Source organism: Microbacterium sp. MMO-20 (assembly GCF_037147735.1).
In the GTDB taxonomy this organism is placed as follows: Bacteria; Actinomycetota; Actinomycetes; order Actinomycetales; family Microbacteriaceae; genus Microbacterium.
On record NZ_JBBCUU010000012.1, the window covers coordinates 1 to 19,056 of the forward strand.

A 19,056-nucleotide genomic window follows, 5' to 3' on the forward strand; every position below is an offset into this window, starting at 1 on the left:
CACCCTGCACGAACACACAGAACCCGCCCGCCCCGAGCTCTACCTCACCGCCTGACCACCACCCACCCACAGGGAACAACGGAATGACACCACGCCACGGGACTTGACCCGCGCGCATGGCGGTGAACCGGTCCCCCGTCTCAGCGATGAAGGTCGCCGCGATCGCTCCCCAGGTGGGTTTGCCCTGGCCGCGGAGCACCTTGTCGACGGTGACACCATCCTCGACAGTGTCATCGGTCTTCCCGCGCAGGTAGGTCAGCACACTCCGCTGCTCTGCCCCCCTCGCACGCCCCACGGTCGCTGCATTCGAAGCACCGTTGAAAGGGACGTCGGAGGGCATCATGAGCGCGAGGTAGGCGTCAAGCACCGTGGACTTCCCCACACCGGATGCGCCGGTGACGATGGTCGTCTCGGGGTGGAACGCGAACGTTGCCGTGCGCTGGTGGAAACCGCCCCAGTTGACGAGCTGAATCTGCTCGATCCGCCACTGCGAGCTCGGCAGGAGCGGGATGCCTGCGGAGATGTCACTCATCGTCCTTTGCCTCCGTGAAGTAGGTGACCAGTTCGCGCAGCCTCGTGAGGGGCAGCAGTCGGGGCAGTGCCGGCGAGATCGTGTACACGCCGTCCTCTGCTGTCTTGTCGAGAAGCCCGGCAGCGGCGACAGCATCGATCGCGCGATTGACTCGGCCTGCATCCATGTACTGATCGGTCGCTGTCTTCGGACGGTTGCCGCCGATGAACGCGTGAATGTCACTCCTCGAGACGACTGCGCGGCTCGCCCCGCTTGAAGTCTGATCCCGGTGGGTGAGGCACAAGTGGACGAGCACAGCGGTCTGGTCTCGATTCCAGGACATCGCCCGCAACAGCGCGGGGAAACCCCGTGTGCTGTCGGCGTTACGTACCTGCACCTTGAACGCAACCTCGTACTTGGCGTCGTATTCGAGGTCGAGATACATGTCGTTGAGTCTCGACTTCACCTGTGCATGGGCGACGGTGAGCGTCTGCCACTCCTTCTTGTGGGTGTCGCTGGTGATGAAGCGCTCGTTGAGGATGGCGACCAGCGCAGAGCGGACCTCGGCGGCGAGTGTCCCGGTGTCTCCGTCGAACTCCACCGTTGACAAGTCGTCGTCGACTTCCTCCTCCGGCGCGTCGTACAGATCCTCTGGCGTGCGATCGGTCAGGTCATCGACAGACAGGTCGGTAACCGTGTCGTCGAGCTCCTGGAACTCACTGGTCATCGTCGAGCCTCCGAGTCGGGGTGATCTGCGGCAGGAGCAGTACCTGTTCGGTACCGTCGGGCCGGCGGGTGACGTATGGCTCGTGCGTGCCCGTGCGCACCAGGTCGTCACGGTCCGCGATCAGGTGCAGGATGCCCAACGCGTCCACCGGTCGCCGCTCGTCAGCTGCGAGCCGGGGGAAGACGTCTGCACCGATCGTCCACTCGCCGCCCGATGCTGCAGCTTCGTCAAGCGCACCGCGGAGCGTGTCCAGGTGCGGTCCCCCGTAGCGGCGAAGCTCATCGAGCGACATGGCTTCTGGACGATCCTCTTCGGCGCCGTCCTCGAGCGGGTCGAGAGGAACGTCCGAGGCGGGGTCGTACAGCTTCTCCTTTAGGTGCAAGATGTCCAAACCGTCGGGCAGCATCGCAACTGGAACAGTTTCGCGTGGCCCCGCTGTCTGCATCCACGCGCTCAGGCCGGCTTCCAGTTGCATCAGCACCCTGTCGAGCTCGCGATCTTCGGAGATGTTCCGCGATCGGATAAAGGTGTTGAGGGTCTCGATGGTGTCGACGATCTTCGCCATCGTGTCTCGCGCTCCGTCGCGCACGACGCGGACGATCCCGATCATCGTCTGCTTCTCCGCGATGGTGAGAACCGGAGAGATGTCGGGATGCTCGACCAGCGCGGTGATGTCTGAGCGCAGCTGATCGGTGAGCGCATCGTCATCCAGCAGGTTGAACGCCCCCTCGAACGCGCGCCCTTCCGGTGTCGCGGTCGTCAAGTCGTCTGCGCGGACAAGGAAGTCGGCGACGATCTCCCCGGGCGGTCGCTCGTCTGCCCGGAAGTCCTCCCGCAACCTGTCCTGCAGGGCCTCGACGACCTCACCGACCCGGGCGAACTCGATGGGCAGACCGGAAACGAGATCCTGCAGTTCGACGAGCCCCTCGAGTATGAAGTCGGCGGTGACGCGGGCGATCGGCTCGCCCGCCTCGAGCCGATCCAACTCCGCTTGCTGCTGGATGATCTGCGCGCGGAGCCGGGCGATGCGGGCGTCACGGTCGGGGTTGGATGCGGCGTTCAACCGGTTCGCGGTTTCCACGATGTTCTTGATGCGGTGTTCGGACAGATTCACCCGGTCTCGCGTCAGGGATTGCACCAGGCCGAGCGCTTGCATCGCGTAGGACGTGAGCGTGTAGCTCTGTCCGTCGACGTCGCGGGTCAGCCACCGCCGTCGCACCCACCCCATGCACACCTCTCGCCCATCCCCGTCCGGGACGTGGGAGATCCCGCGTTCGCGAAGTTCTCTGAGGAGTGAGTCCACCATCTGGTGCAGACGGGCAGTGGGCTGGGTCTTCGAGTCCTGTGGGAATCCGGAGCGAAGAATCGCGACGTTCACCGGCGCGAGACTCCCCCGCAGCAGAGACAGCGTCGGCTCATCGAAGGCCGCGATGACGCGACTGTGTTCCGCGACGATACTGCTCACTCAGACCTCCCCCAGGCGGTACTTGACGTGTCTGCTCGAAATGATGCCCAGGGCCACCGACACTGGGATCACCCACCCGACTGCCCTCCAGCGGGTGGCGTCGTTGCGTGGCCAGGAGGCCTGGCGGAGTTGTCAGGGTGTCCACGCGTCTTGCTGAGGTCGCGGACGGGCGGCGGCCTCGCTTGCGGTCGCCAGCCGGCGGTTTGCGTGTCGGTCGTAGAACTCGAGCCATCTCGTGTGGACGTCCGTGTCCATGAGGTGGCTGCCAATGAGCACGCCGCCGTACCCCGAGTGGACGAGGATTCGGTCCCATCCGCCCTCGGCCTCGGCGAACCGGTAAGTCAGCTGTCCCCATGAGGGCTCGTCGTAGATGACATGTGCCTCGTTGCGGTCTGAGAAGACGATTCCGGAGATATCGCTCGCGAACGTCCCCTCCTTGATGCGGTCGTCGCGGTAGGACAGTCGGCGGTCTTCGACTGCGAGTCGTAGCCCCTCTTTCGCGTCGGATTCTTCTGTGTGGTTGCTGATGCAGGTGCGGTAGCTGAAGTCCACCTGCGACCCGTCCACGCGTTTGATCCAGATGCCCGTTGCGTCAGACCGCACGTTGAACTTGTCGCCGTCGCTAGTCAGGCCGACGTAGAAGTAGTCGACTCCTTCGCCGATCTTCTCGGAGGCGTCGGGGTGAAGATCCAGCACTTCGCGAAGCATCAGGTCGTGTGACGGATCGGTGATGCGGTCGTAGGGGGCGTAGGGGCCGCCGGTGTGCAGGAGTCTGAAGTCGTCGAATGCCGCCTTCTTGGAAGGCCAGCGGAATGATGGAAGGACTACGGGGATCGCCATAGCGGTGTCTCCTTGTTGATGTGGTTGGTCAGATTGGTGGAATGGGCTAGCTGGCTAGTGTCCGATGCCCGGTCGACATCGGGCCGGTAGCGAGTTTCAGCGATCGGGACGCCTCAGCTTCCGTAGCTGTCGGCGAGCCACCCTCGCAGCCGGCGGAATCGCCCGCGGAGTGTGCGCGCGGCGCGGTGCCGCGACAGGACGATCTCCTCGGCGTGGGCGTGCCCCGTCGCAATCGGAATCCGTGAGTCGCCAACGGCGAGTGCCGTCTCCCACGGACAGGATGGTGCCGAAGCGTCTTCGAGCTTTTCGAGGACGTGCGGGCGGTAGTGGTAGCACACCGGACCTGGTACGCCACGCCCGCCAGGCGCGACGGTCAGACTCACGAACTGAGCGAGAAGCAGTGCGCTGACCATCGCGGAGAGCGTCGCGACGTTCTGGCCAGCGCGCTCCAGGTCGATTTCAGAGCGTCGAACGTACTCAGGGTCATCGAGCAGCCCCTCACGATCCAGCGCCACTCTGGCTGGTTTCAGCTGACGCGTGCAGGCCATGCATGGCTGGCCGGGAACCAGCGTGTGCGCGCGAGCAGTTGCCCGGTTGAATGTGTCGTCGTCGGCGACCTCGATGTTGATACCGCCGTCGATGACCGGGATGAGGTCCGCGTAGGCGATCTGGTTGAGCACCGCTCGCGGCCACGGTCTGTCCACGCAAGAGAAGACGATGTCGTAGTCCAGCGCGACGCGCAGCCCGTCCGGGCCACAGATCGACATCTCGTGCCGGCGGATGTCCGGATGGGCTGCGGTGGCCTGTGCCCGGAGGAGCCGGGCCGCGACGTCAACCTTCGCGACCTGGTCACGGGCATCCTGGCGGCGGGCCCCGATCATCCGGTCGAGGTTTCGGTGTTCCACGGCATCGAAATCCATCACGCCGACGGTGCGGATCCCGGACGCCACAAGTCGCTGTGCGACGTCCAGGCCAACACTGCCTGTCCCCACCACCAACACTCGGATCCGGGCGAGATCAGCCTGTACAGCCGAGCCCCAGGCGCTCACCGTCCGGATCTGTGCCGACGTTGCTTCCGGCGCTGGGACAAGAGCCGGATTGAACGAGGGAGCGAACGTCGCCCCAACCACTCGCACCGATTCCGCGTCAACCACGCTCGTTCGCGAGAACCAGAACCGTGCCGACCACACCTGCCCGGCGCCTCCCCAGGTCATCCCGATCACTGGGAGCCGGGTCGCCGCACTTCCGAGTCCGGCGTACCCCGACTCAGTCGCTCGGTCCGTCGTGCTCATCGACTGCCACGTCGTCCCTCGAGGGTGGGAGTGCAGCAGAACCAGGCCCTCCCCTGCAGCCGCAGCTTCCTCTGTGATGCGCATCACGTAGTCGGCGGTGAAAGATGCGTTCCCGTGAACGTGCCTCTCGCCAGGTTGCGGGAGAAACACGCGGCGCAGGAGCGCCGAGGTTCGTTCCCTCCCCGTCGAAGGAGCGTAGGTGGCGAGGACCACATCCTCCTGCCCGTCCTGTCGGTCCAGATGCGCCGTGAGGATCTCGGCGACCGCGGCCGGCATCGCGACCGAGTATCGCCGCTCGCCCGTCATGATGCCCCGGCCAGGGTGGCGCGGACGTGACCGAGCCAGGCGCGGCCCGGTTCTGTCACCTGCTCCCATCGCTCGATCTGCCGCGAGTGTCGCGTCCACCCCGGACGCGTGTCTGACTGATCGGCGTGCACCTGCGGGAGCGTCACCGACGAAGGGAAGTGGACCCAGTGGGGAGGGATCAGCGGCCAGGATGCGAGCTCATTCGCGGCGACGGCACTCTCGAGCACCTCGCCCTCCCGCACACCGCTCGGCGCGCGCACCGGGAACACGACCCAGGACTCCACGACTCTTGCCGGCGCGCCCCACTCGGCGAGGTCGTCGATGAACCCCTGCACGCCCTGCCCCGAGGTGCTCATCAGGCGACGGGTCCGTCTTGCTTGACGGACTCGAACTCGTCGCCATCCTCGACCTTGACGATCTGCCGGTCCTTGAACCGCTTCAGCGTGCCGTTGCGCTTGATCTGAGCCAGGTCATACTCGGCCGGATCAAGGCCTGCCAGGAGGAGCAGGGCGCGCGCCTCCCAGTCGTCGTCCTGCACCTGGTACTGCTTCGAGTCGATCGTGATCGTCATCACCGGGTTCTTCTTGTTGCTCGCATCCGCGAGGTTCGGCTGCGTCGTCATGCGACACTCCTTCGTTTGTAGACCCATATCTGGTCATCACCTAATCACCCTTGGGGTGATGTAGCTAGTGTAACATGGAGACACGGGGGTGAGTTTTCACCACCCACACGGACGTCGGTTATCGTTGCGGTATCAGTTCAGGGGTGAAGAGCGGAATGCGCGTTGCAACTGCAGTTCGGGGACGGGGAGTTGGAACGCCTCGCTTATGAGACCGCGTCCACCGCGGACGGTTGGTCCGCATCGCTCCTGCGCCGCTACCGGCGAGTCCTTCAGATGATCGGCGCCGCAACCGGGCCGGGCGATCTGGAGGCACTGATGAGCCTGCGGGTGCGGTCTTCGACAACGCGAGGCGTGCGCGGCGCGACACTGCGGATCGACGACGAGCATCAGCTGCGCGTCTCCTATCCGGATACCGGCGGTACCCCCACCGCCATCATCGAAGCCGTCCAACAGCACTGAGGAGGAGCACCATGGACAAGCACCTTGCCGACCAGGTTCCACCCGGAGAGATCCTCGCGGAGGAGCTTGAGGCGCGGCATTGGTCCCAGGCAGAGTTCGCAGAGATCCTCGGCCGCCCCACCCAGTTCGTCTCCGAGATCATGTCCGGGAAGAAGGAGATCACGCGTGAGTCGGCCGCACAGATCGCGGCCGCGCTCGGGACGTCGGCTGAGTTCTGGTTGAACCTACAGAACCGGTACCTACTGTCTCGTCAGGCCCAAGACACCGAGACGCAGAGCCAGCTTCACAGCGTGAAGGTGCGTGCCCAACTGAACCAGCTCGCACCCGTCTCCGTGCTCCGTAAGCGTGGCTACATCACCGGAAACAGTCTCGACGAGCTCGAAGCCGAGATTCGAGACCTGTTCGAGATCGAATCGATCGACGAGGAGCCCGTTTTCGCGGCCGCCGCTCGACGCGCCAACCCCGACGTGCCCCTCACCCCCACCCAGAAGGCCTGGCTCGCGGTCGCCCGTCGACAAGCACGCGCACTCACTGTTGAGGCCTTTGACAGAGAGGCCCTCGGCGAGCTCGCCGAGAACCTCGCGCGCAAGGTGCGAGATGTCTCATCCTTCGCAGATCTGGCGACGCTCTTTGCCGACGTTGGTGTGCGGCTTGTCTACATCGAGGCGTTCCCCGGCAGCAAGATGAACGGGGCCACGTTCCTCCTCGACGACGACGAAACCCAGCCCGTGATTGCGATCTCCGGACGAGGTAAGCGACTCGACAAGGTTCTGTTCACCCTCCTGCACGAGCTCGCGCACCTTGTCCGCGGTGACGTGCGCCCCGGCGGCATCATCCTCATCGATGACGGTGAAACGCACACCATGGGAGACGAAGAGGCGACCAACCAGCTTGCCGGCGAGTGGGCCATTCCAGGCGGCCTTCCCACCCCGCCTCGCCCGATTCGGCAGAACTGGGTGTCCACACAAGCCGAACGGCTTGGTGTTCACGAGATCGTCATCGTGGGGTTCCTTCAGCACCACGGCCACCTCGACTGGCGCACCCAGCTCGCCAAGGGTGCCCCTTCGGTTACAGAAGAGCTCAGCAGGTGGGCGTCCGCGTAGACGGATGGCGCCGACGACCACCCCATCGGACTACCGTCGGCGACCTCGGCCGGGGGACACATCGACTCAGCGCACTGAAGACGTCACTCTCCGCCGGACTCAGCACGACGGAGGGCAGCGATCACGGCCGCTTGACCCTTCACAAGCGATCCGACTGTGCCGACGACCCATCGCCGGCTGTGCTGTGCGAGCAAAGTGTTCAGTGGCGCCCGCTCTGGGAACCCTTCTCCGATCACGAGCAACTGCGTCGGCGACAGCGGGAAGGTCACAAGTGAGACCTCCGCACCGTCTGTCTGCCTCCACAGGAGGACCGCCCCATCGCCGGTCGCGAGGCTCCTCGACTCCAGGACCTGCCACGGCCATTGAGCGACGCCGAGCGCGGTGAGTCGGACTACGCCTTCCATGTGGCGCGAGAGCAGTAGACGGTCGCCAAGGCTGAGTGAGGCGTCCTCTGAGCTACCGTCAGTCTTGACGAGGACCGCGGGGGTTCGAACCTCTGACTGGTCTGCGTAGCGTCCGCGGTCGAGATGCATGTCGAGGAATGCGATGACGTCGTCCTTGTCGCTAGCCGTCAGAGCGTGCCCGGCACGCAACTTGACTATCGCTGGCACACCGCGGCTCTCGATTCGGTCGAACTCACCTTCAAGATTGTGCGGGAGAACCTCTGGCTCATACGCGTAGCTGACAACTGTTGCGTTGCCGATCGCGCTTGTGAACCCGCGCCCCTGCTGGATATCGAGCACGTCCACTCGGTTCCGTTCGTCGGCCCAGGCTCGGAGGTAGCTCCTCGACACCATGTGCGCACGCTTCACGTTGCCCATCAGACCTCCAGGGAATCTGCGGTAGATGCCCCACTCACAGCAGCCCTGGACAGGACGAACTCCGCCACGCGATCAGCGGGCAAGTGAGCCCTGCGGTACAGCACGTCGTCGAGCCGGATGCCTTCGACCTGGTCGTAGATCGACACCCGCGCGAGATTCACCTGACCCGACGCCGCCGCGGCATCCTTCATTGCGTCGTACAGCGCACGCTGCTTCCATCTCGGCGCGCCGTAGACGTCGAACTCGCCATCCGGGTCAGCGCCGCCGAACATGCGTTTGGCCGAGTCGTTCGACCACCGCTTCCCACCGGTACCAGCGAAGCGCTCCCACCGCTTGCAGTGTTCGAGGTAGACATCGACCCAGGGCAGCGATGCCGCCCATGGAGTTCCGAGAGTGGACTCGCGGTATCGATTGAAGTGAAACGACTCGTCGAGTTCGACGAGCAAGTCGGAGTATGCGAGGTCCCAACTGCCCGGGGCGAGCCGGGGGTATTCCTGCACTCCGCCAAGATCGTGGTACACGCGCATGATGCTCTCAGCAAACTCCGCCGGCAGCCGATCGAGTCGCGGCGCCGACGGCTTCGTCGAAGGTCTCCACCCTGCGTCCGAAAGGATGGCGTACAGCTCCCTCGCCCTCGCCCCCGTCGCAACCACGGTGACATCCTCCCAGGCGAACGCCCGATATCGCCCCTGCAGCCGCGGCGACGTGTCTCGGTCCCACACAAGCGCCACGAGATAGCCGACTCAGGTCCGCGAGATGCTCTTGTCGCCTGCCGAGCGCGCATCCCGTCGCAACCCACTCGTCGCTAGTGTGGCGACATGGGGAATGAGGCGCAGAACGCGAAGCCGATCATGAAGAAGATGCTGGTCGAAATACCAGCTGGTGCCGAGCTCACTCCATCCAAGAAGGTTCCGGGCGCGTCCAGCCCGTTGGTGCATGGTCCCGACGGCGTCTCGAGCCAGGTTGTCTTGCACGAGATCCCGAGCAAGATGACGAAGTTCATAAACAGCGGGTACGCCGACTTCCTCCTCAACCTCGCCGTCGCAGCGGCAATTGCAGGCGGTGAAGCCGCCATCAAGCACGGTGTCCCGAAGTTCAAGCAGTACCTAGCCGACCGTCGAGCAACGGCCGCGGCAGAAGCCCCGGAGCGCGAAAGTACTCCCGAACGCGTCGCCATCGCCGAGCCTGGAGCTGTCACGACCAGCACACCGGGGGACGACGTCGTCGAGACTGATCCCTCATTGACCAGCGACCAGTGGTACCAGCTCTTTTTCGATGCCGTCGCGCACGGAGTCGCCGGGAAGGTTCACCAGGGGATCAGCGCCGAGAAGTGGCGCGAGCTGGCCGGCGCTCGGATCGCCGATGATCCCGCTACCCAAGAGCTTGCTCAAGCGATGAGAGAGCTCTCGCCGGAGGAGGTAAGCGCAGGAGTCGACCGTGTTCTCGAGGAACATCCGGAGCTGCGCAACGAAGACCCCACCCTCCTACTGCAGCGCCTGTTCGACGACAACGCAAAGGCAACCAAGCAGCAGTCGCTGGAACCTCGCGAGGATGAAGAGGACGATCCTTCCGAATCGTGACGCGCGGGTGCTCCGGTGCGCCAAGAGCTCTGAGCCCGCAGGACAGCCGCCGACGCCGGGAAAGTGTCACGACAAAGTCGACCCCGACCGCCCGAAACCGCGCGTTCTACGTGACATCTAGTGTCATCTCACCGCGTTCCCGACAACAATCGCGAAGCCGCCGTCAGGCGCAGCCCACGCACGTCGTCGCGAATGGCCGCGCCTCCAGCCGCGCAGCGGGAATCACGCGGCCGCACACGACGCAGACACCGTAGGTCCCCGCGGCGACGCGCTCGAGCGCGGCATCCACCTCCGCCCGTTCGGATGCCGCGGAGCGCCGCAGCGCCTCGATGCGCTGCCATTCACCCGAGAGCGTCGACCCCTCCGGATCGTGCTCGTCGTCGGCGGTCTGATCGGCGCGGTCGGCGCGCACCGCGTCACCGTCGGCGTCGAGCCTGGCCAGCAGCGCATCGAGATCGGCCGCTCGCGCGCGGAGCACCGCCGCCGGATCGCTCATCCGCTCAGCCCTGGTACCCGATCAGCCACGTCACCCCGAACCGGTCGCGCACCTGCCCGTCGTGGTCACCCCACGGTTTGAGCGCGAGCGGGTCGAGCACGGCGCCACCCTCGGCGAGCGCGACGAACCAGCGCTCCAGTTCGGCGGGTTCGGCGGTGCCGAGGAGCGAGAAGAGGATGCCGCGCAGCGCGAGCGGCTCCTCCCCTGGCGCGGCATCCGATGCGAAGAGTTCGACGACGCCCTGGAGCATGCCGTGGGCCACGGCATCCGCCGGGCCGTCCTCCCGGCCGAAGTCGCCGTACGAGTGGATGACGAGGTCGCCGCCGAACACGTCGCGGTAGAACTCGAGGGCGGCTCGCGCTGCTCCGTCGAAGTGCAGGTAGGGCGTGAGACCGGTCATGGCCCGACTCTAGGACCGCGCTCGGACACGCGCGACCCCCGCCGCCTATCAAGCCCCGTGACCACGGCGACTCTGCAGCGCAGACTCGACGGACGATGCCCGCCCCGCGGCGCGAACGAAGAGGAGACCCCCATGTCCGACCCGAACTCCACCCACCCCGACGACGCCACGACCGAAGCGGCGGCGAGCGCAGCGGGCCGAGCCGCCGATCCCGACTCCACGGAGCAGCCGTCGACCGACGAGCTCGCCGAGCCGAGCACCGAGAAGGAGCCGGGCGAGGAGCCGACGGCCCCGGACGGCGGCGACACCACCGCGGGCACCGACGAACCGAGCCACGAGGCGACCGGCATCGGCGTCCTCGGCGTCGACGACGAGTGACACGAACTCCGCAGAATCCCACGAACTCCGCACGCAGACGCGGTGTCGATGCGGAGTAGCCGCCATTCTGCGGAGTTCGTGCGCCTCGGCCGCGCGGCTAGACTTGGGGCATCCCCCGCCGGCATCCCGAGTCTTGGAGTCCCGCCGCGTGAGCACGCCCGTCGCAGACACTGTCGAAAACGCCCTCGAGACGCCCGACAAGGAGCAGCCGTACGCGGCGCTGGGCCTCAAGCCCGACGAGTACGAGGAGATCAAGACGATCCTCGGGCGCCGCCCGACGTCGGGCGAGCTCGCGATGTACTCGGTCATGTGGTCGGAGCACTGCTCGTACAAGTCGTCGAAGATCTACCTGCGCCGCTTCGGCCAGAAGGTCAGCGACGAGATGAAAGAGCGCCTCATGGTCGGCATGGGCCAGAACGCCGGCGTCGTCGACGTCGGCGAGGGCTGGGCCGTCACATTCAAGGTCGAGTCGCACAACCACCCGAGCTACATCGAGCCCTTCCAGGGTGCCGCGACCGGCGTCGGCGGGATCGTCCGCGACATCATCTCGATGGGTGCGCGCCCCGTCGCCGTCATGGACCAGCTGCGCTTCGGTGACATCTCCCACCCCGACACGGCGCGCGTGGTCCACGGCGTCGTCTCGGGCATCTCGTCGTACGCGAACTGCCTGGGCCTGCCGAACATCGGCGGCGAGACCGTCTTCGACGCGGTCTACCAGGGCAACCCCCTCGTCAACGCCCTCGCCGTCGGCGTCATGCGCCACGAGGACATCAAGCTCGCCAACGCCACCGGCACCGGCAACCAGGTCGTCCTGTTCGGGGCGCGCACGGGCGGCGACGGCATCGGCGGGGCGTCGATCCTGGCATCCGACACCTTCGCCGACGGCGGCCCCACCAAGCGCCCCGCCGTGCAGGTGGGCGACCCCTTCGCCGAGAAGGTGCTCATCGAGTGCTGTCTCGAGCTCTACAAGGGAGAACTCGTCGAGGCCATCCAGGACCTCGGCGCCGCGGGCATCTCGTGCGCGACCAGCGAGCTCGCCGCGAACGGCGGCTCGGGTATGCGCGTCGACCTCGAGAACGTCCTGCTGCGCGACCCCACGCTCACTCCCGAAGAGATCCTCATGAGCGAGTCGCAGGAGCGCATGATGGCGATCGTCGCGCCCGAGAAGCTGGATGCCTTCCTCGCCGTGACGGGCAAGTGGGATGTCGAGACGTCGGTGCTCGGCGAGGTCACCGGCGACGGACGCCTGCAGATCTTCTGGCACGGCGAGAAGATCGTCGACGTCGACCCCTCGACGGTCGCCGTCGAGGGCCCCGTCTACGAGCGCCCGGTCGCCTACCCGACCTGGATCGACGCGCTGCAGCTCGACTCGGCCGCCGCCCTCGCCCGCACCGACGACCCCGCCGTGCTCAAGGAGCAGTTCGAGGCCCTCCTCGGCAGCGCGAACCTCGCCGACACCGCGTGGGTCACCAACCAGTACGACTACTACGTCATGGGCAACACCGCCCTGTCGTTCCCTGACGATGCGGGCATGATCCGCGTCGACGAGGAGTCGGGTCTCGGCTTTGCGATCGCGACCGACTGCAACGGCCGCTACTGCCAGCTCGACCCCTACGCCGGAGCACAGCTCGCCCTCGCCGAGGCGTACCGCAACGTCGCCGTCACGGGCGCTGTGCCGACCGCCGTCACCGACTGCCTGAACTTCGGCAGCCCGGAGAACCCCGAGGTCATGTGGCAGTTCGGGCAGGCCGTCGACGGCCTCGCCGACGCGTGCCTCGAGCTCGGCGTCCCCGTCACCGGCGGCAACGTCAGCTTCTACAACCAGACCGGCGACACCCCGATCTTCCCGACGCCGGTCGTCGGGGTGCTCGGCATCATCGACGACGTCGCCCGCCGCATCCCGTCGGGCTGGCAGGATGCCGGCGAGAACATCTATCTTCTCGGGGTCACCTCGACCGAGCTCTCCGGCTCGGCCTGGGCCGGCACGATCCACGGCCACCTCGGCGGCCGCCCCCCGGCGGTCGATCTCGGGGCCGAGCGCCGCCTCGCGGAGCTGATCCAGGCGGCGTCGCAGCAGGAGCTCGTCTCGAGCGCCCACGACCTGTCCTCCGGCGGCCTCGCGCAGGCCCTCGCCGAAGCCGTGATGCGCTTCGGCGTCGGTGCCCGCGTGTGGCTGCGCGAGATCATGGAGCGCGACGGCGTGGATGCCGCGACCGCTCTGTTCTCGGAGTCGACGGGCCGCGTCATCGTGTCGGTGCCGCGCGAGGAGGACGTGAAGTTCCGCGGACTCTGCGAGGGCCGCGGGTATCCGGTGCTCCGCATCGGCGTGACCGACCCCGCCGCAGTCGGCGACGAGCCGGCGCTCGAGGTGCAGGACGTCTTCACTCTCACCGTGCCGGAGCTCCGCGCGATCTCGCAGGCGACACTCCCGGCCGCCTTCGGCGCCGTGATCGCCGAGCCCGCGCTTTGAATCCGCCCGCTTCACGACCACTCCACCGGCATCCACCGGCGACACCCCTAGGCTGAGGACCATGACCGATCAGGACGAGTACCAGGGCATGAACGAGGCGCGCACCCGCCGCACGCGGATCGTCGCGTGGGTCGTGATCGCGGCTCTCATCCTCGTCGGCGGCGGCGCGACGGTGCTCGCGCTCATCTTCGGCTGACGCGCGCGAGAAACCACGCGACGGCCGAGAAACCACCGCACGATTGGTTTCTCGCGGTCGGTGTGGTTTCTCGGCGGCGACTGCCCCGCCCGCGTTCAGGCATGCTGGTTAGCATGATGGGGTGGAACCGTTCCTCGCGGCGTTCGCCGAGTTCTGGTGGATCGGGCCGACTGCGATCGGTGCGGGCGCCCTCGGCTGGCTCGGGCTGCGCGGCCAGCGGGGCAGGCGCATGAGCGCCAAGGCGCGCCGGCTCGCGTACGACGCCTCGCGCGACGCGGTGCGCCAAGCGCAGCAGGAGGTGCAGGCAACTCGCCACGGCGTGCACGTCGCGCGGGCCGAGCTCGCGCGCACACAGGCCGGACGCACTGCGGGATACGCGGGAGCCGACGAGGTCGGCGCAGCGCGTCGCGCACTGGATGCCGCGCAGCGTGCCGCCCGCGCCGCGGCCGCGACCCTGCGCGCACGACGCGCGAGCCTCGCGGCCGACCGCGCCGCACTCGGCCGCAGCTCCGACCCCGCACAGCTGCCGCTCGCCCGCGTCATGGCCGCCGACGACGCGGTGACCGCGCGCTGGATGGAGTACGAGACGGATGCCGCGCGCCAGCTCGCGTTCCCGGCGATGAGCGATGCCCGGGTGCCGCAGACCGCCGCGTTCCTCTCCGAGCACCGCACTGCGCGCGCCCTGCGCCCGGCGACGGCGACCGCCCGCATCACTCCCGCCCAGTTCGGCGCCTATCGCGATGCCGTCGCCCGCCTCCACCACACGTTCGAGGCGGCCGAGGCGGAGGCCTGGCGGCGGGCGCGTGCGGCGGGGTCCGCGCCTGCGGGACCAGGCCCCGACTCGCCCCGCGCGGCCGACTGGGTGCTCACGGCTCAGGAGATCGCGCAGAACCTGACGCAGACGGTCCTCGCGCGCGGAGCGGAGGCGCTGGCCCGCGCGACCGCGCCGCGCCCGCGTGGTGGCGCGCACGCCCACGATGGCGAACGCGGCGACACCGTTCGCGACCCGTCGCGTGACACACGCGGCGATCACCGCGGCGACGACGCGTAGGCTGACCGCGTGAACGAGTTCTGGGCCTTCGCGCAAAACTACTGGTGGCTCGCGTTCCCGATCATGGCGGTCGCCGGCGGCTTCGCGCGACGGTGGGAGCTCACCGCGCGCTCGCGGCATAAACGACGCCTGGAGATCCTGCAGGCGAAGGCGGCGCTGAAGGCCGCGACGCCACCCAAGCAGGTCGCGCATGCGACCGAGCCGAAGCCCATCACGAAGGCATCCCCCACACAGCCGCAGGTCGAGAAGCTGTTCGCCGAGCACGATGCCGTCACCGCGCGGTGGCTCGACTACGAGCTGGATGTCGCGAAACTGATCGCCTACCCCACCATCAGCGATGGGCGCCAGCCGCTCACGGCGGCATTCCTGCGCGCGAAGAAGACTGCCGACCGGCTGCGCCCCGCCTCACCCAAGGCGCACTTGACCGATCAGGAGCTCGCGGCCTACGCGGGAGCGGTCACCGACTACGAGGTCGCCTTCGACGTCGCCGAACGCGAAGCACGGCGCCTCAAGGATTCCGATTTCACCGAAACCGAACGCAAGCGGCTCGCGACCGCGCAGCAGCTGCTGTCGGTCGCGGTCGACAACGCAGCGACCCCCGCGGAGCGTCAGGTCGCCTACAAGCGCGTGCGCGAAGAGCTCGACGGACTGATCGTCGTCTCCGACGAGGCGATCGTCGTGCTGGAGAAGAAGGTCGCACTGCCCCTGGATGCCACGGCATCCGACGCCCCGGCAGCCGCCGCGGACTGACCCGCACCGCGCACCCCTCGTGGAAGGGTTGACGTCGCACGGGTTCTGTGGTTACTTAGTTGAGTAACTAACCATGGAAGCCGGAGGGAGGCCTCGTGATCGAAGAAGGCAAGCCGCTCTTCCTGCAGATCGCGGAGAGTGTCGAGGATGCGATTCTCGACGGTTCGCTGCCGGAGGATTCGCGCGCGCCCTCGACCAACGAGCTCGCCGCCTTCCACCGCATCAACCCCGCAACCGCGGCGAAAGGCGTGAACATGCTCGTCGACAAAGGCATCCTCGCCAAGCGGCGCGGCATCGGCATGTTCGTCGCCGCCGGCGCCCGCGAGGCACTTCTCGCCGAACGGCGCTCCGCCTTCGCGGATCGCTACATCCAACCGCTGATCGCCGAGGCGCGCACCCTCGGCCTCGGCCCCGACGACCTCGCCCGCCTCGTTCAGGAGCGCGCGGCGACAGACCACCTGGAAGGGAACGCACGATGACATCCGTGATCGAGGTGCAACACCTCACCAAGCGCTACCGCGACACCCTCGCACTCGACGACATCAGCTTCTCCGTCGAGGAGAACACCATCTACGGCCTCCTCGGACGCAACGGCGCGGGCAAGACGACCATCATGTCGATCCTGACTGCCCAGAACTTCGCGACGAGCGGTGACGTGCGCGTCTTCGGCGATGTTCCGTATGAGAATGCTCGGGTGCTCAGCCGCATCTGCTTCGTGCGGGAGAGTCAGCGCTACCCGGACGACGCGAACGCCACGCACGCCCTGCGGATGGCGGCGATGTTCTTCCCGCACTGGGACCAGGGCTTCGCCGACCGGTTGGTCGCCGAGTTCCGCCTGCCGATGAAGCGGCGGATCAAGAAGCTCTCGCGCGGCCAGCTCTCGGCGGTCGGCGTCATCATCGGCCTCGCCTCGCGCGCCGAGATCACGTTCTTCGACGAACCGTACCTGGGTCTGGATGCCGTCGCCCGCCAGATCTTCTACGACCGGCTGCTCGAGGACTACTCGGAGCACCCGCGCACGATCATCCTCTCCAGCCATCTGATCGACGAGGTCGCGAATCTCCTGGAGCGCGTCATCGTCGTCGACGGTGGTCGCATCGTCATGGATGAGGAGACGGATGCGGTGCGCGGACGGGCGGCCGTCCTCACGGGAGACGCGCGCGCAGTGGAGCCGTTCACGGTCGGCCGCGAGGTCCTCCATCGCGAGAACCTCGGCACCGTCACCGCCGCGACAGTCCTCGGACCCCTCACCGCAGACGACCGCGCGGCGCTCACACGGGCGGGCGTGGAGATCGCCCCGGTCTCTCTGCAGCAACTGATCGTCCGCACCACCCAGCACGCGTCCGCGGACGCCCTCGACGAAGGAGCACTCCGATGAACCGGACGCTGACCGTCACCCGCATGCAGTTCGTGAACAAGTACACGTTCGTGTGGCTGCCGCTGATCATTCTCGGCGGCACCTTCGCTCTGTCGCTGATGGTCTTCGCGATCATCCCGTACGACGGCGTGAAGGTCGGCGGTGGCAGCCAGGCGCCGATCTGGTACTTCTTCGCAGTTGGAATCATGTCGCTGAGCTACACGTTCCCGTTCTCGCAGGCCCTGAGCATCACGCGCCGAGACTTCTTCTTCGGGACGATGCTCGCCGCCGTCGTCACCGCCCTCATCCTGGGCGGCGTGTTCGTGGTCGGCGGCGCCCTCGAGCAGGCGACGGGCGGATGGGGCGTCAACGGCTACTTCTTCTACCTCGACTGGGTGTGGCGCGCCGGCGCCCTCGCTGCCGGCGTGTTCTACGCAGCGTGCGCCCTGCTGCTGTTCGTCACGGGCTTCCTCGGATCGACGATCTACAAGCGGGCCGGCGCGCTCGGCCTCACCGTCGTCCTCGTCGGCGTAGGCCTGACCCTCGTCGGTGCGCTCTGGCTCATCGGGCGCGCGAACGCCTGGGTCGCCGTCGGCGAGTGGATGGCCGCGCTCACGGTGCCCGCCCTCATCGTCGGCATGCTCGCGGCCGCGGCCGTGATCGGCGGCATCGCGTTCGCGACGCTCCGGCGTGCGACGCCCTGACGGCGCCGCGCACGGACCTGCGGCCGGGGGCTATGCGCCCTCGGCCGCCGCCGTGTGGTGGCGGATCACCTCGGCGACGACGAAGTTGAACCACTTCTCGGCGAACTCCGGATCGAGGTCGGCGTCGGATGCCAGGCGCCGGAGGCGTGCGATCTGCTGCTCCTCGCGGGCCGGGTCGGAGGCCGGCATTCCATACTCCGCCTTCAGCACGCCGACCTGCTGCGTCGCCTTGAATCGCTCGGCGAGCATGTGGATGAGGGCGGCGTCGATGTTGTCGATCGAGCCACGCAGTCGGCGCAGCGTCGCGGTCGGATCGGCGGCGTCGGTCATGGCATCGACACTACCGCCCGGGCCGACCTCTAAAGTGTGACCCATGAAGCTTCGACGCAGCGAGACCCCCGAGCCGGCGCATTCGACGACGGCTGCCTCCTCGGCGCATGGTCCCGCGAAGGCGGAGCGCGGAACGCACGTGCTGTCGAGCATCAACCGCCCGTTCGTCGTCGGCTTCTTCCTGACGTTCGGCGGACTCGCCGCCGTCGCGCTGGGCGCGGCGATCTCGAGCCTCGTGACGATCTGGATCTACATCGCCTTCGCCCTCTTCGCGGCGCTCGGCCTCGACCCGCTCGTGCGACGCCTCGAGCACCACGGAACGAAACGCTCTTGGGCGATCGTCATCGTGTACTTCGCGTTCGCGGTCGTCCTCGTCGGGGTGCTGTGGCTCATCATCCCCACGGTCGTGTCGCAGATCGCGCAGTTCGTGAGGGACCTGCCGACGATGGTGTCGTCCTTCCAGCGCACCGACCTCTACGCGTGGCTGCACGATCAGTTCGGCGCGCAGGTTCCGGAACTGCTCGCCGAGGTCCAGAAGTTCCTCACCAACCCCGCGAACATCGCGACGATCGGCGGGGGCGTGCTGCAGATCGGCATCTCGATCGGAACGTCGATCTCGGGCTTCATCATCATCATCGTGCTGAGCCTGTACTTCCTCGCGACGCTCCCCGAGATCAAGCAGGCGTTCTACCGCATGGTGCCGGCGCGCAACCGTCCGCTCACGAGCGAGCTGACCGAGGAGATCACCGAGTCCGTCGGCGGCTACCTTGGCGGCATGGTCGTGCTCGCCTTCTTCAACGCGGTCGTGACGTTCATCCTGTACACGGTCCTCAGCCTCCCCTTCCCCGCCCTGATGGCGGTCGTGGCGTTCTGCCTGACGATCATCCCGCTCGTCGGTACCGTGCTGTTCTGGGGCGTCGCGAGCATCGTGGCGCTTTTCGCGAGCCCGCTGTCGGCGCTCATCTTCGCCGCCGCGTACCTCGTCTACATGCAGATCGAGGCGTACGTGCTCACCCCGCGCGTTATGAACAAGGCGATCTCGGTGCCGGGCTCGCTCGTCGTCATCGGCGCACTCGTGGGAGGCACGCTCATGGGTCTGCTCGGCGCGCTCGTCGCGATCCCGGTGACCGCCTCGATCCTGCTCATCATCAAGAAGGTCTTCATCCCGAAGCAGGATGCCGCGACCTGATCCGGATCG

At 67.1% G+C, this 19,056-nt stretch carries 24 protein-coding genes; 12 read left to right on the top strand and 12 right to left on the bottom strand.

Annotated features, from left to right (window positions below):
• From WFI52_RS13050 to WFI52_RS13080, 7 genes are all read right to left on the bottom strand, one after another.
• Positions 1-532 (bottom strand): ATP-binding protein (locus WFI52_RS13050; RefSeq protein WP_336627459.1); only part of this gene is annotated, 532 nt, incomplete at its 3' end.
• Positions 525-1,238 (bottom strand): DUF4194 domain-containing protein, encoded by a 714-nt coding sequence (locus WFI52_RS13055; RefSeq protein WP_336627458.1) that lies wholly within the window; start codon positions 1,236-1,238, stop codon positions 525-527. The genes WFI52_RS13055 and WFI52_RS13050, both read right to left, overlap by 8 nt.
• Complete coding sequence (locus tag WFI52_RS13060) at positions 1,228-2,703, bottom strand: DUF3375 family protein (protein ID WP_336627457.1); 1,476 nt, start codon at positions 2,701-2,703, stop codon at positions 1,228-1,230. The genes WFI52_RS13055 and WFI52_RS13060 overlap by 11 nt, the downstream gene beginning before the upstream one ends.
• 132 nt (positions 2,704-2,835) lie before the next feature.
• A complete protein-coding gene (locus WFI52_RS13065; RefSeq protein ID WP_336627456.1) occupies positions 2,836-3,543 on the bottom strand; it encodes a DCL family protein in 708 nt (235 codons plus the stop codon).
• A 113-nt stretch (positions 3,544-3,656) separates the two neighbouring features.
• A complete protein-coding gene (locus WFI52_RS13070; protein ID WP_336627455.1) occupies positions 3,657-5,141 on the bottom strand; it encodes a ThiF family adenylyltransferase in 1,485 nt (494 codons plus the stop codon).
• The gene (locus WFI52_RS13075) at positions 5,138-5,497 is read right to left on the bottom strand and encodes a hypothetical protein (RefSeq protein WP_336627454.1); all 360 of its coding nucleotides are present in this window, start codon (positions 5,495-5,497) and stop codon (positions 5,138-5,140) included. Before WFI52_RS13075 ends, WFI52_RS13070 begins: the two co-directional genes overlap by 4 nt.
• Positions 5,497-5,763 (bottom strand): hypothetical protein, encoded by a 267-nt coding sequence (locus tag WFI52_RS13080; RefSeq protein WP_336627453.1) that lies wholly within the window; start codon positions 5,761-5,763, stop codon positions 5,497-5,499. The genes WFI52_RS13075 and WFI52_RS13080 overlap by 1 nt, the downstream gene beginning before the upstream one ends.
• Positions 5,764-5,925: 162 nt before the next feature.
• Between WFI52_RS13080 and WFI52_RS13085 the strand changes: the two genes are divergently transcribed.
• Positions 5,926-6,222: a hypothetical protein gene (locus tag WFI52_RS13085; protein ID WP_336637418.1), complete on the top strand. Its 297-nt coding sequence runs from the start codon at positions 5,926-5,928 to the stop codon at positions 6,220-6,222.
• An 11-nt stretch (positions 6,223-6,233) separates the two neighbouring features.
• On the top strand, positions 6,234-7,325 hold the full coding sequence (locus tag WFI52_RS13090; protein WP_336627451.1) for a HigA family addiction module antitoxin: 1,092 nt from the start codon (positions 6,234-6,236) through the stop codon (positions 7,323-7,325).
• 83 nt (positions 7,326-7,408) lie between these two features.
• On the opposite strand, the gene WFI52_RS13095 is transcribed toward WFI52_RS13090, so the two are convergent.
• Both WFI52_RS13095 and WFI52_RS13100 read right to left on the bottom strand, forming a co-directional pair.
• Positions 7,409-8,146 carry a DUF4238 domain-containing protein gene (locus WFI52_RS13095; protein WP_336627450.1) on the bottom strand — a complete coding sequence of 246 codons (738 nt, stop codon included), beginning with the start codon at positions 8,144-8,146 and terminating at the stop codon, positions 7,409-7,411.
• Complete coding sequence (locus WFI52_RS13100) at positions 8,146-8,667, bottom strand: DUF7255 family protein (protein WP_336627449.1); 522 nt, start codon at positions 8,665-8,667, stop codon at positions 8,146-8,148. The genes WFI52_RS13095 and WFI52_RS13100 overlap by 1 nt, the downstream gene beginning before the upstream one ends.
• A 297-nt stretch (positions 8,668-8,964) precedes the next feature.
• Between WFI52_RS13100 and WFI52_RS13105 the strand changes: the two genes are divergently transcribed.
• Positions 8,965-9,726 carry a hypothetical protein gene (locus WFI52_RS13105; protein ID WP_336627448.1) on the top strand — a complete coding sequence of 254 codons (762 nt, stop codon included), beginning with the start codon at positions 8,965-8,967 and terminating at the stop codon, positions 9,724-9,726.
• A gap of 163 nt (positions 9,727-9,889) precedes the next feature.
• On the opposite strand, the gene WFI52_RS13110 is transcribed toward WFI52_RS13105, so the two are convergent.
• Together WFI52_RS13110 and WFI52_RS13115 are read right to left on the bottom strand one after the other, a co-directional pair.
• Entirely contained in the window at positions 9,890-10,222 is a 333-nt protein-coding gene (locus tag WFI52_RS13110) for a TraR/DksA family transcriptional regulator (protein WP_336627447.1), read from the bottom strand.
• A 4-nt stretch (positions 10,223-10,226) separates the two neighbouring features.
• Complete coding sequence (locus WFI52_RS13115) at positions 10,227-10,622, bottom strand: VOC family protein (RefSeq protein WP_336627446.1); 396 nt, start codon at positions 10,620-10,622, stop codon at positions 10,227-10,229.
• Between the two features lie 132 nt (positions 10,623-10,754).
• On the opposite strand from WFI52_RS13115, the gene WFI52_RS13120 reads away from it, so the two are divergent.
• The 8 genes from WFI52_RS13120 (at position 10,755) to WFI52_RS13155 (ending at position 17,528) form a co-directional block, all read left to right on the top strand.
• The gene (locus tag WFI52_RS13120) at positions 10,755-11,000 is read left to right on the top strand and encodes a hypothetical protein (RefSeq protein WP_336627445.1); all 246 of its coding nucleotides are present in this window, start codon (positions 10,755-10,757) and stop codon (positions 10,998-11,000) included.
• Between the two features lie 148 nt (positions 11,001-11,148).
• Entirely contained in the window at positions 11,149-13,470 is a 2,322-nt protein-coding gene (gene purL, locus WFI52_RS13125) for a phosphoribosylformylglycinamidine synthase subunit PurL (RefSeq protein WP_336627444.1), read from the top strand.
• Between the two features lie 61 nt (positions 13,471-13,531).
• Positions 13,532-13,666, top strand: a complete 135-nt coding sequence (locus tag WFI52_RS13130; protein WP_336627443.1) for a hypothetical protein — start codon at positions 13,532-13,534, stop codon at positions 13,664-13,666.
• Between the two features lie 121 nt (positions 13,667-13,787).
• Positions 13,788-14,717: a hypothetical protein gene (locus tag WFI52_RS13135; protein ID WP_336627442.1), complete on the top strand. Its 930-nt coding sequence runs from the start codon at positions 13,788-13,790 to the stop codon at positions 14,715-14,717.
• A gap of 9 nt (positions 14,718-14,726) precedes the next feature.
• Positions 14,727-15,467 carry a hypothetical protein gene (locus WFI52_RS13140; RefSeq protein WP_336627441.1) on the top strand — a complete coding sequence of 247 codons (741 nt, stop codon included), beginning with the start codon at positions 14,727-14,729 and terminating at the stop codon, positions 15,465-15,467.
• Between the two features lie 95 nt (positions 15,468-15,562).
• Entirely contained in the window at positions 15,563-15,946 is a 384-nt protein-coding gene (locus WFI52_RS13145) for a GntR family transcriptional regulator (protein WP_336627440.1), read from the top strand.
• Positions 15,943-16,845, top strand: a complete 903-nt coding sequence (locus WFI52_RS13150) for an ABC transporter ATP-binding protein (protein WP_336627439.1) — start codon at positions 15,943-15,945, stop codon at positions 16,843-16,845. The genes WFI52_RS13145 and WFI52_RS13150 overlap by 4 nt, the downstream gene beginning before the upstream one ends.
• On the top strand, positions 16,842-17,528 hold the full coding sequence (locus tag WFI52_RS13155) for a hypothetical protein (RefSeq protein WP_336627438.1): 687 nt from the start codon (positions 16,842-16,844) through the stop codon (positions 17,526-17,528). The genes WFI52_RS13150 and WFI52_RS13155 overlap by 4 nt, the downstream gene beginning before the upstream one ends.
• A gap of 30 nt (positions 17,529-17,558) precedes the next feature.
• Here the strand turns inward: WFI52_RS13155 and WFI52_RS13160 are convergent, their stop codons facing one another.
• A complete protein-coding gene (locus tag WFI52_RS13160; protein WP_336627437.1) occupies positions 17,559-17,858 on the bottom strand; it encodes a chorismate mutase in 300 nt (99 codons plus the stop codon).
• Between the two features lie 43 nt (positions 17,859-17,901).
• On the opposite strand from WFI52_RS13160, the gene WFI52_RS13165 reads away from it, so the two are divergent.
• On the top strand, positions 17,902-19,047 hold the full coding sequence (locus tag WFI52_RS13165) for an AI-2E family transporter (RefSeq protein WP_336627436.1): 1,146 nt from the start codon (positions 17,902-17,904) through the stop codon (positions 19,045-19,047).
• Positions 19,048-19,056: the final 9 nt, after the last annotated feature.

Coding starts and splice junctions, on each gene's coding strand:
- WFI52_RS13130 (WP_336627443.1), top strand. CDS start 13,532: ATGACCGATCAGGACGAGTACCAGGGCATGAACGAGGCGCGCACCCGC.
- WFI52_RS13160 (WP_336627437.1), bottom strand. CDS start 17,858: ATGACCGACGCCGCCGATCCGACCGCGACGCTGCGCCGACTGCGTGGC.
- WFI52_RS13120 (WP_336627445.1), top strand. CDS start 10,755: ATGTCCGACCCGAACTCCACCCACCCCGACGACGCCACGACCGAAGCG.
- WFI52_RS13095 (WP_336627450.1), bottom strand. CDS start 8,146: ATGGGCAACGTGAAGCGTGCGCACATGGTGTCGAGGAGCTACCTCCGA.
- WFI52_RS13070 (WP_336627455.1), bottom strand. CDS start 5,141: ATGACGGGCGAGCGGCGATACTCGGTCGCGATGCCGGCCGCGGTCGCC.
- WFI52_RS13055 (WP_336627458.1), bottom strand. CDS start 1,238: ATGACCAGTGAGTTCCAGGAGCTCGACGACACGGTTACCGACCTGTCT.
- WFI52_RS13155 (WP_336627438.1), top strand. CDS start 16,842: ATGAACCGGACGCTGACCGTCACCCGCATGCAGTTCGTGAACAAGTAC.
- WFI52_RS13165 (WP_336627436.1), top strand. CDS start 17,902: ATGAAGCTTCGACGCAGCGAGACCCCCGAGCCGGCGCATTCGACGACG.
- WFI52_RS13105 (WP_336627448.1), top strand. CDS start 8,965: ATGGGGAATGAGGCGCAGAACGCGAAGCCGATCATGAAGAAGATGCTG.
- WFI52_RS13150 (WP_336627439.1), top strand. CDS start 15,943: ATGACATCCGTGATCGAGGTGCAACACCTCACCAAGCGCTACCGCGAC.
- WFI52_RS13065 (WP_336627456.1), bottom strand. CDS start 3,543: ATGGCGATCCCCGTAGTCCTTCCATCATTCCGCTGGCCTTCCAAGAAG.
- WFI52_RS13115 (WP_336627446.1), bottom strand. CDS start 10,622: ATGACCGGTCTCACGCCCTACCTGCACTTCGACGGAGCAGCGCGAGCC.
- WFI52_RS13075 (WP_336627454.1), bottom strand. CDS start 5,497: ATGAGCACCTCGGGGCAGGGCGTGCAGGGGTTCATCGACGACCTCGCC.
- WFI52_RS13110 (WP_336627447.1), bottom strand. CDS start 10,222: ATGAGCGATCCGGCGGCGGTGCTCCGCGCGCGAGCGGCCGATCTCGAT.
- WFI52_RS13080 (WP_336627453.1), bottom strand. CDS start 5,763: ATGACGACGCAGCCGAACCTCGCGGATGCGAGCAACAAGAAGAACCCG.
- WFI52_RS13090 (WP_336627451.1), top strand. CDS start 6,234: ATGGACAAGCACCTTGCCGACCAGGTTCCACCCGGAGAGATCCTCGCG.